This window comes from Embleya sp. NPDC056575 (assembly GCF_042793325.1).
Lineage (GTDB): Bacteria > Actinomycetota > Actinomycetes > Streptomycetales > Streptomycetaceae > Embleya.
Genome location: NZ_JBHTVA010000003.1, coordinates 1 through 14,397, shown reverse-complemented (window position 1 = coordinate 14,397; position 14,397 = coordinate 1). Strand labels below are relative to the sequence as shown.

Below are 14,397 nucleotides of genomic sequence, written 5' to 3'. Positions count from 1 at the left end.
CGGGTCTTCGAAGTAGCCCGTCATCACTTCTTCGGCAGCGGTGGAACCTTCTTGTCACACAGCTCCATCGCCTTCTTCACCTTGTCGTCGCCCAGGTCGAGGGCGACCATCCCGCCGCCCGAACCGTCGCCCATGTTCACGCCGTTCTCGCGCATGCACGCCGCTCGTTTGGCCTGCCACTCCTTGAACTTGGGGTCGTTCGGGTCGAAGTCGCTCTTCGGCTGGAACTTCTCGCACGCCTTCATCGCGTCCTCGGTCTTCGACGACCCCTCGTCCGCGGGCATCGCCCCGATCCGCATCGCGCCGCCCTCGCCGGGCTCCGGGTCGGGCATGTCCACCCCGTGCTCACGCATACAACCCGCGAACTTCACCATCTGGTCCCGCCGTTCGGCGTCGTCACCCTTGCCCGAACCCGAACCGCCCTCGCCACCACCGGACTTCGCCGCGCCGCTGCTGCCACCCGAGGCCACCTTCACCCCTGAGCCGCCGTCGTCGGCACAACCGACCGTCGTCACGGCGAGACCACCCGCCAGAACCACCCCCACGACCACCCGCAACATCAGGGGCCGGCCCGAACCCGCGCGCCCGAACCTCGTCATCACTGCCGCTCCCGTCGGTAGTCCTCTGTCGGTCCTGTCGCACCTTTCGTCGTCGCCGCCGTGACGACGAAAGAGTGCGGCACCAGGTCTACGCGCCCGCGAGTTACCAGGACGTCACCCGAATCGGTTACGGCGAGCCAACACGAAGCCGCGTATAACCGGGTGGGGGCCGATTCGAAGTCCCCGCCTTCCTGCCCCCACGCTCATCCGCATACTCCGCGCGAGGGGGTCCGAGCCATAGCAGCACATGGACGCGAACCTGATCGCGGGCTACACCTCCACCCAGGAGCCCTCCGGGCTCAAGGCAGACGACTGACCCCCAACGACATCGGTCGCCCTTGCATACCGCTCGCGCTCGCCGGACCGAGCCCGTCCCGACGCCCTCGCGCTCTCGCTATGCGCGACGAGTCTGAAGATCAGTGCACGAACCAGCATCTGCTGCCAGTCGGGATGACCACCGCTACCGGTCAGCAGGTCGGATGGAAGATCGAACCACAACAAACCATCCGCGACCACGATGGCCTCCGCGAACACCGGAGGCCGCCAATACGGCGAAAAGTCGATCACGGCAGGCACTTCGTCCCCGGAGAAGAGCACATTGCCGGTGAGGTCGCCGTGAATGAGCTGAGCGGCGTCCTGCCGTACCGGGCGCCTCAGCTCCAGCAGAGCCGAGAACGGAGCGGAGAGGTCGTCGATCACGTCGACGTCCTGCTCGCCCCAGGCGACCCGGTCGCCCACGGCCCACGGGTGGGTACGCCGGTCCAGGAAGTCCGGCCGGGGCACCTGTCGCAAGGCGGCGTGGAAGGCACGACCGGCACTGAGCACACCGGCCCAATGCCTCCGAGGGCCCGGCTCACCGGTCAGGAACTCACTGGCCGTCCAACCTTCCACGACGCTCCGACCATCGGCGGCCCGGAGCGGCAGCGGGACCCGGAAGCCGCCGCCCGGCGCCAGGCTCTCGAACAAGGAAACAGCCCACTCAACCTCGTCGTCAGGCCCCTCAGCGGGCTTGAACACGAACCCACCGACGAGAACGCTTCGTCCCTGCCCACCGACCAGCGGGACAGGAGAGCCCTTCGCACCGAAGGCATCGAGGACGGCACGGGAAGGGACAGCGTTGCTCCGCGGCTCGGTCACGCAGGGCATCCTGCCGACACCACCTTGCCTGGCACACCTGCTTTTCGCCGCGGAGAAGCGGACACGGAGGGAACCGGCCGAGACGCCCGGAGCGACCGCGCGGGAGACGGCGGACGGTTCGGGCGGATTACCCCTCCATGAAATGGGTTATTTATTATGAAAGAACTATTTAACGCATATAAGTGACTTCATCAATCGAAAGTTTCCACACGCCGATACGCACGACCGGGCAGGTGAGGTGATGAGTCCGGACGGACGGAGCCCACAGGAGCGGCGGGGTGGGGAGGATGACGGCGGCCGGGCCCACGTCGCGATGTGGGATTGGGACGTGGCCGAGGGCACGGTCGCCTGGGACGATTCCGCCGCGGCCGTGTTCGGCGTGGAGCCGGATGAACTGCGATGGGAGGCCACGGCCTGGCAGCGTCTGATCCACCCGGAGGACCTGCCGCGGGTGCTGGAGAGTGTCGAGGACGCGTCCCGTGCGCACGGTGCCTACAGCGTGGCGTGCCGGATACGGCGGCGCGACGGCGGCTACCACCGGGTGGAGTTCCGTGGCCATTGCGCGCTCGACGGGCAGGGCGCACCGAACCGCATGATCGGCACCGTGAGTGACGTCACCGATCCGCACGCACGGGATGTGGCGGCATCGCCACCGCCCTCCGGCCGAATCCCGCGGGACGAAGCGCAAGAGGCGGCCGCGGACCGCACCGAGCGGATCGCCACGATGACCACGGCCCTCGCTGCCGCGGTGACCGGGCGGGACGTGGTGAATGTCGTACACGACCACATGCTCCCCCTGTTCGTCGACGCGACCGGGGTGGGTATCTGGGTCGAGGAGGCGGGGCGGGTGTACGCGGTGGGTACCGCCGGATACTCGCAGGAGTTCATCGATTTCTTCGAGGGGCACCCCACGGAGGACACCCCGCCGGCAAGGGACGCCAAACGCGATCGTGTTCCGATCTTCATCTCGTCGGCCGAGGAGTACCTGCGTCGCTACCCGAATCTCGACCACGTCGTCGCGCTCAGCGGCAAGAAGGCCTGGGCGTTCCTGCCGCTGATCGCCTCAGGACGGGTGATCGGCTGCGCCGTCATCTCCTACAGCCGCCCGCACCGGTTCGCGCACGAGGAACGCACGCTGTGTACGGCGCTGAGCGCCCTGGTCGCCCAAGCCCTCGCGCGGGCCCGGCTCTACGACGCCGAGCACGACCGGGCCCGTCAGTTGCAACAGGGGCTGCTGCCGCGTGCCCTTCCCCCGACTCCGGCCCTCACCGCGGCGGCCCGCTACCTGCCCGCCACCGAGGGGATGGAGGTCGGGGGAGACTGGTACGACGTCATCCCCCTGGCGGGAGACCGGGTGGCCCTGGTCATCGGGGACGTCATGGGGCACGGACTGAGGGAAGCGGCGACGATGGGACGACTGCGCACCGCCGTGCAGACCCTCGCCGACCTCGAACTACCGCCGGACGAACTGCTCCACCACCTCAACGACCTGGTCTGCGGGCTCGGCGACGACTTCTACGCCACCTGCCTCTACGCCGTCTACGACCCCACCGACGGCACCTGCTCCCTCGCCACCGCCGGCCACCCGCCACCCGCCGTCGCCGACGACACCGGACACGTGCGCTTCGTCGACCTGCCCGTCAACCCGCCGCTCGGTGCCGCGGCCCCACCGTTCGACGCGAGCGAACTCGAGCTCCCCGACGGCGCTCTCCTCGTGCTCTACACCGACGGACTGGTCGAATCCAGCGCGCGGGACATCGACCGGGGAATGGCCCACCTCGCCGAACGCCTCCGAACGGTCCTGACCAACGGACCGGCCGACCCCGACGCCGTCTGCGACGACCTGGTGAAAACGACGGGACCGGACCAACAACCGACCGACGACGACACCGTGCTGCTCGTCGCCCGCACCCACCGACACGCCCCCGAGGACATCGCCACCTGGCGCCTGCCGGCCGAGCCACAGGCCGCCGGCGCCGCCCGCCACCACGTCCGCGACCAACTGTGCGCGTGGGACCTGGAGGAACTGTCCCCCGTCACCGAACTCCTGGTCAGCGAACTCCTCGGCAACGTCGTACGACACGCCAAGGGACCCGTCTCTTTGCGCCTGCTGCGCAGCCGCACCCTGATCTGCGAAGTCACCGACGGCAGCGCCACCATGCCCCGCATCCGCCGCGCGGCCGAGACCGACGAGGACGGCCGAGGGCTGCAACTGATCGCCATGCTCGCCGAACGCTGGGGCGCCCGCTACACCCCCGACGGAAAATGCATCTGGACCGAACAATCCACACCCGTCAACGCGCCCCGCCCGCCGACGCGGTAGGCCGCGGAGCCGGCCGCCCGCATGCACCCGCACGGCCCGGGGGTGTCGGTGGAAGGCGGTTCGGCGGTCGTCGTCGGCTGCGGTTCGAGTATCGAAGTCCGTTGGTCGCGGAGTCAAGCGATAAAGCCCAACCATTGGGCCTCACATGGACTATAGATGCGATACATCTGACGTGCCGGATCCGGTTGGCGGTGACACGATCAGGCATCGTGGGGTCCGCACGCTTCACCGCTCGACGCCGCTTCGACGCGGGCAACACGTCCGCCGTGGTCGTGCATCGCGGCTCGCGACCGATGCTCATGGTCGTCGGCAAATAGGCATCCACCTCGGTAAATGTGTTCGGGTCACGTGATGCGCGGGCCTCATCTCGTCCCCCGCGAAAGCTCGTTCGTCGATCCGGCACTCTCTCGTCGCACGGTTTCGCACGTGCCCTCGATGACGGGGGTGGCCAGACGTGATCGTGTCCCGAGCCTCTGGATAGATCAGAACAAAGGCTTGACTCGCCTGACGGTCGGCTGCACGCTGTATCGCACTTGCGTCGGGCTTCTTCCGGAAGAGACAGGGTAGTTCCCGCTCCGAATCGAGGTGCGGCCGCACCGGCTCACGCGTGCATCCCTCGCCGTACTCGTCCCTCGATGAGTACGAACCATACGGACGACACCACTCACCTCCGGGAGCACCTTCATCGAGGAGGAAACATGGATAGACGCCGCTTTCTGCTTGCCAGTGGCCTGGGTTCGATCGCGACGGTGGGAGCCATGGGGCTCGCCGCCTCCCCCGCTCAGGCGCTGCGAACGACCGTCGACGGCACGCCCACCGACGAGGCGTCCACCGACGGGGTATCCCTGTCGCACCCGATCATCGCGGGCTTCCTGGCGATGGGCATCGACGGCCGCGGACGGGTGAACAGCCTGATGGACCTGCGCAGCGGCACCGACTACCTGGCGCCGGGCACTTCGGTGTCGCTGGTCAGCGTGGTGGCCGACGGCGGACACGAGATCCCCACCCGGATGCGGGTCTCGCCGCGCGACCCGCGAGTGCTGGTGTTCGACAACCGGAAGGTCACGATCGAGGTGAGGGTGGTGGCCTTTCCGACCTATTCCACCCTCGAGGTGACCGCATGCACCGCGGCTCCGGGAGTGGATGTGCAGACACTGCTGTGGGGACCGTTGCCGACGAGGATCACCGAGACGATCGGTGAGACCGTCGGCATGGTCGGCGACACCGATGTCACGATGGGGGTTCGCCCGCTCAACGACAAGACCGTGGGCGGGTGGCCGAACGAGCATCTCGCGTACGGCTTCGGCCCGGACCTCGTCTGGAATCCGTACGGTCTCCAGACCGGTGAGAAGGACGAGTGGCTCGCGAGCAATGTCGCGGCCAAGACGAAGTGGGGCAGTGTGCTGCGCGCCGCCACATACGACTACAGCCGGGAACGCCTCCGCCGGCGCACCAATGGATACGAGATCCCACTCGGACCACTGCCCGGCCCGGAAGGGCGGATCGTCGGGTCGAAGATCGCACTGTTCGGCAGTGCGCCGGATCTGTCCCTCACCGTGCTGAGTCAGATCGCCCAGGCGCACGGCCAGGCCTACCCGACCCTCGACGGCCAGTGGCAGAAGGCGGCCCAGCGCACGTCGCAGTCCCACTTCTGGGTCCACGACCTCGACACGAACAACGTCACCGCCGCCGCACGGTACGCCCGGCAGGCCGGGATCCGGAACATCTACGCCATCTCCGGCGACGGGCCCTGGCGGTCGCACGGGCACTACCTGTTCAACGGCTCGTTCGGTGGATCCGACGCGGCGGCGGCCCAATTGGTGGCCGCGGCGGCGAAGGAGAACATCGAGGTCGGCGTGCACACCCTGTCCGATTTCATCGACCCCCACGACCCGTACGTGACGGCCCCGGCCGACCCGCGGCTGGCGGTGGGGGCAAGTGTCGGGCTGACCCGCCCACTCGGCGCTTCGGACACCACGCTCCACGTCGACGCCGACGGCCCGCTGGGACCCGGCGTGGACGGCCAACGACTGCGCATCGGCGACGAGTTCATCACCTACGGATCCGTCACCAAGGTCGGTGGCCGGGAATGGAGGGTGGGCAACCTGGGGCGGGCGCAATGGGGATCGACCGCGCAGACCTATCCGGTCGGCACCCGGGCCACCCGGCTCATCCAGAACGGATACGGCGGCGCGATGGGCGGGCTTCCGATCATCGACGAGATAGCGACCCGGCTGGCCACCGCGTACAACGACACCGGCATCCGGGCCACGTCCTATGACGGTTTGGAATCGGCGGGCTACACCGGTTGGGGCGGCTACGGCTTCGCGCACCTGGTCAACGGCGTGCATCGGCAGCTCCACTCGGAGGAGTTCGTCACCGAGTGCAGCAATCTCTCGTCCAACACCTGGGACGCGCAGTCCCGGGCCAGTTGGGGCGAGATCGGCCGGACGGACTACGCCCAGATCCTTCGCAGCAACACGTTCTACCGCGCCAACCGTCTGCCCGGGATGATGGGGCAGCAGGGGTTCTCCGGCAGCGACAGCCTGCAGAAGATCGAGGACACCATGGCGCGCGCGGCATCCCTGAACGCCGGCATCAACTTCGAGACCAGCGTGGGCAGTCTGGCATCGGGCGCCAACACCGCCGCGTTGCTGCGCGCGGTCGCGACCTGGGAATCCGCACGGGGCGTCGGCGCGTTCACGGCTGAGCAGAAGGGGCGGTTGGGCGACCCGGACACCCACTGGCACCTGACCGAGGTGACGCCACGTCAGGAGTGGTCGCTCCAGGAGATCGGCTCGGCCGGCCGGCCGATCGGCGAGGCGCAGCGGGTCAAGGCACCCACGCCGGGTTTCGTGACACCCGAACCGCCCGACGCCCGGGTCGGGGCCCTGTACGCGTTCAAGGTGACCTCGCGCACGCCGCAAACGATCCGGTACGACATCACCTCCGGCAGCCTTCCGCGCGGACTCACCCTCAACCGGGACACCGGCGGCCTCACCGGCGTACCCACCACGCCGGGCACCAGCAGGTTCACCGTCACCGCCCGCAACGGTGGGGACATCGCCGACGCCAGGATCACCTACCGGATGAAGACGGTGCCGCGAACGAAGCCCTGACCTGGCTGCCGATGAACGGCCCGACCGTCGTGGGTGTCCTGCGTCGGTCGGGCCGTCATGGGATCAAGCGGCTTCGGCGGCCGGTGGGCCCTCCCGGGCATGGATCACGGAGCCGGGATCCGTGCCGCGGTCATCGGGACGCCGACGCGGAATCGGCCGGCAGACCGGTCGGCAACACGAACAACGCCGAACAGGAACGCCGAAGGGGTTCCGATCGACGATGTCCTCACGGGGTGCCTTCCCGATCGGGAAAGGCAACCCGTGCGACAACCGTCCATCGGAACCCCTTCGGCGTTCCTACTCCCGGCCGTCCTCGAAGTAAGCGGCCACCTTCGGGTCCACGGGGGCGACGTCGACGGCCCTCCCACCGTCGCGCAGCGACATGGTGGCCGCGTAGCCGGCGGCGACCGCCTCGCGGGCGGCCACCGGCGAGGTGACGGTGGCCCCGCCCTCTCGGACGAACCGCAGGAACTCCGCGACGAGCACCGGGTCGGCGCCACCGTGTGTGCCGGGCGGGGTGTGGACGCGCACCACCAGGTCCGCCTCGGCGCGGTAGTCGCCGCGGCGGTTCCACACCCGGACCTCCACTCCCGGCCCCGCCTCGCCGAAGTTCTCGAGCCGCCCCTCGGTGCCGATCACGGTGTAGTTGCGCCAGTTGTCCGGCGTGTAGTGGCACTGCTGGTAGCTCGCGAAGACGCCGTTGTCCAGCCGCATCTGCATCATGCTCAGGTCTTCGACGTCCACCACCGGGTTGAGACCGGTCTGGCTCAGCGGCGGCCAGTTCTCCGTCGACAACCACTCGGTCATCCGCTCCCCGCCGCGGTCGCGGCGCGAGTCGATGCCGCCGTAGAGCGTCAGGGCGCCCATGGCGTTGACCCGCCGGGTGTAACCTCCGGCCAGCCAGTGGATGACGTCGAGGTCGTGCGCCCCCTTCTGCAGCAGCAGACCGGTGGTGTTGCGTCGGTCGGCGTGCCAGTCCTTGAAGTACCAGTCTCCGCCGTTGCCGACGAAGTGGCGGCACCAGACGGCCTTGACCTCGCCGATGGCTCCGCCGGCGATCAACTCCCGCATGGCGACCACGACCGGCATGTGCCGCATGTTGTGCCCGATGTACAGGGGTGTTCGGTGTTCCCGGGCCGTCGCGAGCAGGCGGTCGCAGGCCTCGGTGGTGATCGCCATCGGCTTGTCCAGGAAGACCGGGATTCCGGCGGTGAGGAAGTCCAGACCGATCTGCTCGTGTGTGTGATCCGGGGTCAGCACGAACACGCCGTCGAGCCCGTCGTCGAGCAGGTCGTGATGGTCCGCGGTGGTCCTCACCCCGCTGCCGAAGCGCTCCCGGGCGCCCGCGAGCGTCCGCGGGTCTCGATCGCAGACCGCTGCCACCGACGAGCCCGAGCCGGGTCGGTGGGCCAGTTCGACGAGGTCGCTGCGGGCGCCCAGGCCGACGACGCCGAGCCTGATGTCGTTCAATGCGCTTGTCCTTTCGGGGGTTTCGGCGACAGGCCCCGGGGGCGTGTCGTCGGTACCGCGGGTGAACACGCCTAACCCTTGCTGCCGGTGGAGGCAATGCCCTGGATGAAGTGGCGCTGCAACAGGATGAACGCCACGATCATCGGTGCCGTCGCCATCAGCGCCCCGGCCATCAGTACCGAGTAGTCGGTGAAGTGCTCGCCCTGGAGGGTGGCCAGGCCCGCGGAGAGGGTCATCTTGTCCGGGTCGGTGTTGATCACGAGCGGGAACATCAGGTCGTTCCACGACCAGAGGGCGGTCAGGATGCCGAGTGCCAACAGACCCGGCTTGGCCAGCGGCAGCGCGATGTGCCGGAAGACCTGCCACGGGTTGGCTCCGTCCAGCCGCGCGGCCTCCTCGATGTCGTACGGAAGGGCCATGAAGAACTGGCGCATCAAGAAGGTGCCGAAGGCGCTGAACATGCCCGGAACGGTCAGGCCCTGTAGGGAGTTCAGCCAGCCGAGATCCTGGATGATCATGTACTGCGGGATGAGGAAGAGCAGCGCCGGGACCATCAGCACCGACAGGAACAGTCCGAACAACAACCCGCTGCCGCGAAACCGCATCCGGGCGAAGGCGTAACCGGCCATGGACGAGAAGATCAGCTGACCGGCGGTGCGCCCGAGGGTCATCAACACGGTATTGACGAACATCTGCCCGAAGGGCAGCGCGTCGAACACCTCCCCGAAGTTGGACCACTGCCACGACTGCGGCAGGAGGGTCGGCGGCAGTCGGGTGGTCTCGACATACGATTTGAGCGCCGTGACCACCTGCCAGACGAACGGGCCGAGCATCAGCACCGACATGCAGATGAGCACCGCGTGGGTGGCCACCGACCGGGCGTACCGACGCGTGAGCCCGGAGCGGGGCGAGGGCTCAGGCATAGTGCACCCACTTCTTCTGCAGGCGGAACTGGATGAGCGTCATCAAGACGATGAAGCCGACCAGGACGAAGGCCACCGCGGCCCCGAACCCGATGTTGTGTTCGACGAACGACTTCTGGAAGAAGAGGTACGAGATCGACCGCACCTCGGGCAGCGCCGGGTTGGCGGTGCCGGCCGCGGAGCCGGGGGTGCTCATCATCATGTAGGCGAGATCGAACATCTGCAGCGAGTTGATCATCGTCAACACGGTGACGAAGAAGATGTTGGGGCTGAGCAGGGGCACGGTGATGCGCAGGAAGGTGCGCACCGGCCCGGCTCCGTCCATCCGCGCGGCCTCGTAGAACTCGGCGGGGATCGCCTGGAGGCCGGCGAGGAAGATGACCATGTTGTAGCCCAGCGACATCCAGATGCCGATCGCGGCCAGCGCGTACAGCGCGATGTCCGGGTCGGACGCCCAGTGCCGCCCCGAGATGCCCACCGTGGACAGCAGGTAGTTGACCAGGCCGTAGTTTCCGTCGTACATCCACCGCCACAACATCGCCATGGCCACCGGCATGGTCACCGCGGGCAGGAAGAAGATCACCCGATAGACGGTGCGACCGCGCAGGTTCTTCTGGTTCAGCAGCGCGGCCAGCATGATCGCGAGCGGGATGCCGGCCAGTTGGATGGCGGTGTACGTCAGCGTGTTGAGCACCGACTTGAGCACCGTCGGATCGTCGGCCAACGCCTTGTAGTTGGCCGTGCCGGTCCAGGTGTGCCCGCCGAACGGGCCCGAGGCGGTGAAGCTGTAATAGAAGGTCTGCGCTATGGGCCACAGGTAGAAGACCCCCAGGCCGATCGCCATCGGCGCGACCATGAAGTAGGCCCAGGCCCACTGGCGGCCGGGGCGCCGCCCGCGCCGGGTGGAGGCGCGGGCGGCACGGGCGGCGGGGCCCGGGGGGCGGGGAGCCGCAGTGCGTGTCATCGGGTCACTTTTCCTTGCCCAGCGCCGTATTCATCAGATCGGCCATCGTGCGTGCCGCCGCCCCCACGTCGGTCTTGCCTTCCCAGGCGGGGGCGAACGTGGTGGCCTCCTGGCTCTGCCACGCGGAGGTGTTCTTGGAGATGGGCAGCGCCACCGCGTAGGACACCTGGTCGAGGAATGCCTTCAGGTGGAACTCGGGAGTGGCGTCCACCCAGGCCTGCTGCGTGTTGTTGAACGCCGGGATGACTCCGCTCTCCTTCGCCCCGATGTCCGCGGCCTCCTTGGACCCGAGGAAGCCGACGAAGGCGGCCGCCTCCTTGGGGTGCTTCGTCTTGGCGTAGGCGACGTTGGCCAGACCGTGGATGACCACCGCACGCTTGGTCCCCTGCGGCAGGACGGCGACGTCGATGTCGTTCTTCAGCGCGCCGTTCTTGGCGAACGTCGAGGTGTTCCAGCTGCCGCCGTAGTACATGGCGACCTTGCCGGACTCGAAGAACTGGCTCGGAAAGGTGTCGGTCATGGACTTCAGCGACGGCGAGGAACCGTCCTTGATCAGGTCGGTCCAGAACTTCAGACCCGCGGTCGCGGCGGGCTGGTCGTAGCCCGACGACTTCCCGTCGGCGGACACGATCGAACCGCCGGCCTGGAAGATGGTGTCGTAGTAGTTCTCCTGGCCGAACGCCGGCGCGAGGATGCCGTACTGCTTCTTGGAGGCGTCGGTGAGCTTGTGGGCCGCTTCCTGGACGGTCTGCCAGGTCCAGGTGTCGTCGGGATACTTCACGCCGGCCGCGTCGAACAGCTTTTTGTTGTACCAGAGCCCGACGGTGTCGAAGTCCTTGGGCACGCCGTACTGCTTGCCGTTGTACTCGTAGAGCTTGACCAGGCTCGACGGATAGTTGGCGAGATCCACGCCGTTGGCGGCGAACTGGTCCGACAGCGGCAACAGGATGCCGTTCGACTCGTAGAGCTGGGCGTTGGGGCCGTTCATCCAGAACACATCCGGCGCACTGCCGCTGGTGGCGTCGGCCTGGAGCTTGGTCCAGTACTCCTTGTTCGCGGTGACCTGGATCTTCACCTTGACCGACGGGTGACTCGCCTGGAACGCGTCGACGATGTGCTGCATGGCCGGCTGCTGGTTCGCGTCCCAGATCCGGTAGATCAGCTCGACCTTTCCGCCCGACCCGCCATCCGAACCGCTCGAACACGCGGCGGCGCCGAGCACCAGGGCCGCGGCTGCGGTCAGCGCCGCCCAGCGTCTGCCGGACCGACCGTCGGGTCCGTTTATACGCCGAATGTTCATGGGGACATCCCATCTGTAGTGGGTGCGGTGCACACGATATAAATCTGATACATGCCGGAGCCACGAGCGCGGAACGGGTCGACTCTCCGAGGATCGCTGCGGGCCGTGCGGCTTGAAGCGGGCCATCCGGCACGGATGTCGCGGTGAGAAGCGGGCGAATCGGCCCAGCTGAGATACGGAGAGTCTGCGGTCATCGAACCTAGGCGTCAAGGGTTTGGCTATGGTTCACTGAACATCTACCGCTTGATGTATCTGAAATATATAGTGCCGACAGGCGCCGAGAGCGAAGGGGGAGAGTCGTTTGACCCACTCACCAAAGGACCCCGCGTCCGCGGAGGGCGCCTACCGTCCCGGATACGAGGTCGCGGCCGAACGCATCCTCGAGTACGTCGTCGCATCCGGACTCCAACCCGGCGCGCGTCTGCCCACCGAGAAGGACCTCGCCGACGAGGTGCGGATGAGCCGCACCGTGGTCCGGGAAGCGGTGAAGATCCTCTCCGCCCTCGGCCGGCTCTCCGTACAGAAGGGGCGTGGGATCTATGTGGCCGAACCCGAACGGCAGTCCTGGCAGACGGCGTTGACCAAATTCCTCCCCGCGGACATGCGTCAGGTGGACGAGTTGTTCGAGTTCCGCCGGCACGTGGAGACCACCGCCGCCGGCCTGGCGGCGCAGCGGGCGACCCCGACTCAGGTCAAGGCGGTACGCGAAGCCGCGCGGCAGTCCGTCCTGGCGGCGGAACAGGACGACATCGAGGCCTTCACCACCGCCGACGAGGCGTTCCACATCGGCATTGCGAACGCCTCGGCCAATACGTTCTTCGCGTCCTCCGTCGACTCCGTGCGGCGCCTTCAGCGCCAGGTCAGCGTCATCGGACTGGCCGGGGTCGCGGGCGGATCGCTGCTGGTGGCCGCGAGGCAACACGAGGCGATCGCCGCGGCCATCGCCTCCGGCGAGCCGGGCGACGCCGAGACCCTGATGGCCGAGCACATCTGTATGACGGCCGAGCAGTTCCACCGGGAGATCTGGCGTCGTGTCGTGCCCGGCAACGACGCCGACTCCTGAACTCCGGACTTCCAACAGTGAAGGACATCCATGCGCATTACCGATGTGACGATAGAACCGGTCGACCTGCCCGCGCAGCCGCCCTTCCGATGGCGTGCCGGGCTTCCGGGCTCCGAGCCGGCGGTGGTGGGCGGCATCCTCCGCGTCCACACCGATGAGGGCCTGGTGGGCGAGGCGCACACCAGGCGCGGAGTCATCGTCGCCGACCTGGTCGAGCGTCGCATCCGCGAGGACCTGGTCGGCCGGGATCCGATGATGCGCGAGCTGTTGTGGGAACGGCTGTGGGAACTGGACCGGATCGAGGAGCTGCCGATCTACGCCCTCGGCCTGGTCGACGTGGCGCTGTGGGATCTGGCCGGCAAAGCGCTCGGGCAACCGGTCCACCGGCTGCTGGGCACCTACCGCGAAGCCATCCCCGCCTACGCGAGCACGGTCACCTTCGACAGCGTCGAGGAATACCTCGACGTCGCCGACCAGTGCCTGGAACTGGGCTACGTCGGCATCAAACTGCATGCCTGGGGCGATGCGAAGGCCGATGCCGAGTTGTGCCAAAAATTGCGGGCGCACGTCGGTGACGACGTCCCGCTGATGTACGACGGCTCGGCCGGTTTCGACCTCGCCGACTCCATCCACCTCGGTCACGCGCTGTCCGAGGCCGGATACCTGTGGTACGAGGAACCCATGCGCGAGTTCAGCGTGACCGCCTATCGCCGACTGGCCGAGCAGGTCACGGTCCCGCTGCTGGTCGCGGAGACCTCCGACGGCGCGCACATGAACGTCGGCGACTTCATCGCGGCCGGCGCCGCGGGCCGGGTCAGGACGAGTGCGCAGTACAAGGGTGGGATCACCGGGGCGATGCGGATCGCTCATCTGGCCGACAGCTACCAGTTGCGGGCCGAGGTGCACGGCACCGGGGTGGTCAACGCCCATCTGTGCATGGCGATCCCCAACACCACGTACTACGAGTCCCTGGTGTACACCAACCCCGTACGGCGCGAACCCGCCGTGGGGGCCGACGGGATGGTGCGCGCCCCGCAGGCCCCCGGCATCGGTTTCGACCAGCCGGGCTGGTGACGCGTCTCCCGCCGGTCCCGGTGACGGGTCCGGCGGGAGACGCCCCGACCACCCTTCGCGGAAGGAGACGGCATCGTGTCCGTTCGACGCCACGCGGCGGTCATCCGCCTGCGTCCGGAGCTGGAGGCCGAATACCGCGCGCTGCACGCGGCTGCCTGGCCCGAGGTATTGGCGACGCTCAAGCGCGCCAACATCGGCAACTACTCGATCTTCCTGCGCGACGGCCTGCTCTTCAGCTATCTGGAGTACACCGGCGACGACTACGAGGCCGACAGCGCGCTGATCGCCGAGTGCCCGGTCACCCGAGAGTGGTGGGCACGTACCGATCCCTGCCAGGAACCGATGGACGGTGTCGACGCCGGCTCGCGCTGGGCTCCGGCCGAAGAGGTCTTCCACCTCGAATGACCGGGGACGACGTGTGAAGG

At 67.9% G+C, this 14,397-nt stretch carries 11 protein-coding genes; 5 read left to right on the top strand and 6 right to left on the bottom strand.

Features of this window, described 5'->3' with window-relative positions:
• Window positions 1–23: 23 nt before the first annotated feature.
• The gene (locus ACFRCG_RS02640; RefSeq protein WP_380027983.1) at window positions 24–599 is read right to left on the bottom strand and encodes a hypothetical protein; all 576 of its coding nucleotides are present in this window, start codon (window positions 597–599) and stop codon (window positions 24–26) included.
• A 270-nt stretch (window positions 600–869) separates the two neighbouring features.
• On the bottom strand, window positions 870–1,736 hold the full coding sequence (locus tag ACFRCG_RS02635) for an aminoglycoside phosphotransferase (protein ID WP_380027981.1): 867 nt from the start codon (window positions 1,734–1,736) through the stop codon (window positions 870–872).
• Window positions 1,737–1,977: 241 nt separating this feature from the next.
• Between ACFRCG_RS02635 and ACFRCG_RS02630 the strand changes: the two genes are divergently transcribed.
• Together ACFRCG_RS02630 and ACFRCG_RS02625 are read left to right on the top strand one after the other, a co-directional pair.
• Window positions 1,978–4,059, top strand: coding sequence for a SpoIIE family protein phosphatase (locus ACFRCG_RS02630; RefSeq protein WP_380027979.1), 2,082 nt, complete (start codon window positions 1,978–1,980; stop codon window positions 4,057–4,059).
• Between the two features lie 698 nt (window positions 4,060–4,757).
• Complete coding sequence (locus ACFRCG_RS02625) at window positions 4,758–7,178, top strand: Ig domain-containing protein (RefSeq protein WP_380027977.1); 2,421 nt, start codon at window positions 4,758–4,760, stop codon at window positions 7,176–7,178.
• Window positions 7,179–7,475: 297 nt separating this feature from the next.
• Here the strand turns inward: ACFRCG_RS02625 and ACFRCG_RS02620 are convergent, their stop codons facing one another.
• The 4 genes from ACFRCG_RS02620 to ACFRCG_RS02605 form a co-directional block, all read right to left on the bottom strand.
• Window positions 7,476–8,648, bottom strand: a complete 1,173-nt coding sequence (locus ACFRCG_RS02620) for a Gfo/Idh/MocA family protein (RefSeq protein WP_380027975.1) — start codon at window positions 8,646–8,648, stop codon at window positions 7,476–7,478.
• A 71-nt stretch (window positions 8,649–8,719) separates the two neighbouring features.
• Complete coding sequence (locus ACFRCG_RS02615) at window positions 8,720–9,571, bottom strand: carbohydrate ABC transporter permease (RefSeq protein WP_380027973.1); 852 nt, start codon at window positions 9,569–9,571, stop codon at window positions 8,720–8,722.
• Window positions 9,564–10,535 carry a carbohydrate ABC transporter permease gene (locus ACFRCG_RS02610; protein ID WP_380027971.1) on the bottom strand — a complete coding sequence of 324 codons (972 nt, stop codon included), beginning with the start codon at window positions 10,533–10,535 and terminating at the stop codon, window positions 9,564–9,566. The genes ACFRCG_RS02615 and ACFRCG_RS02610 overlap by 8 nt, the downstream gene beginning before the upstream one ends.
• A gap of 4 nt (window positions 10,536–10,539) precedes the next feature.
• A complete protein-coding gene (locus ACFRCG_RS02605; protein ID WP_380027969.1) occupies window positions 10,540–11,835 on the bottom strand; it encodes an ABC transporter substrate-binding protein in 1,296 nt (431 codons plus the stop codon).
• Window positions 11,836–12,136: 301 nt separating this feature from the next.
• Here ACFRCG_RS02605 and ACFRCG_RS02600 point away from each other — a divergent pair, with 301 nt between their 5' ends.
• The 3 genes from ACFRCG_RS02600 (at window position 12,137) to ACFRCG_RS02590 (ending at window position 14,377) form a co-directional block, all read left to right on the top strand.
• A complete protein-coding gene (locus ACFRCG_RS02600) occupies window positions 12,137–12,898 on the top strand; it encodes a FadR/GntR family transcriptional regulator (protein WP_380027967.1) in 762 nt (253 codons plus the stop codon).
• A 30-nt stretch (window positions 12,899–12,928) separates the two neighbouring features.
• A complete protein-coding gene (locus ACFRCG_RS02595; RefSeq protein WP_380027965.1) occupies window positions 12,929–13,972 on the top strand; it encodes an enolase C-terminal domain-like protein in 1,044 nt (347 codons plus the stop codon).
• A 75-nt stretch (window positions 13,973–14,047) separates the two neighbouring features.
• Complete coding sequence (locus tag ACFRCG_RS02590; RefSeq protein ID WP_380027963.1) at window positions 14,048–14,377, top strand: L-rhamnose mutarotase; 330 nt, start codon at window positions 14,048–14,050, stop codon at window positions 14,375–14,377.
• Window positions 14,378–14,397 lie beyond the last annotated feature (20 nt).

Coding starts and splice junctions, on each gene's coding strand:
- ACFRCG_RS02640 (WP_380027983.1), bottom strand. CDS start 599: ATGACGAGGTTCGGGCGCGCGGGTTCGGGCCGGCCCCTGATGTTGCGG.
- ACFRCG_RS02630 (WP_380027979.1), top strand. CDS start 1,978: ATGAGTCCGGACGGACGGAGCCCACAGGAGCGGCGGGGTGGGGAGGAT.
- ACFRCG_RS02625 (WP_380027977.1), top strand. CDS start 4,758: ATGGATAGACGCCGCTTTCTGCTTGCCAGTGGCCTGGGTTCGATCGCG.
- ACFRCG_RS02615 (WP_380027973.1), bottom strand. CDS start 9,571: ATGCCTGAGCCCTCGCCCCGCTCCGGGCTCACGCGTCGGTACGCCCGG.
- ACFRCG_RS02610 (WP_380027971.1), bottom strand. CDS start 10,535: ATGACACGCACTGCGGCTCCCCGCCCCCCGGGCCCCGCCGCCCGTGCC.
- ACFRCG_RS02605 (WP_380027969.1), bottom strand. CDS start 11,835: ATGAACATTCGGCGTATAAACGGACCCGACGGTCGGTCCGGCAGACGC.
- ACFRCG_RS02595 (WP_380027965.1), top strand. CDS start 12,929: ATGCGCATTACCGATGTGACGATAGAACCGGTCGACCTGCCCGCGCAG.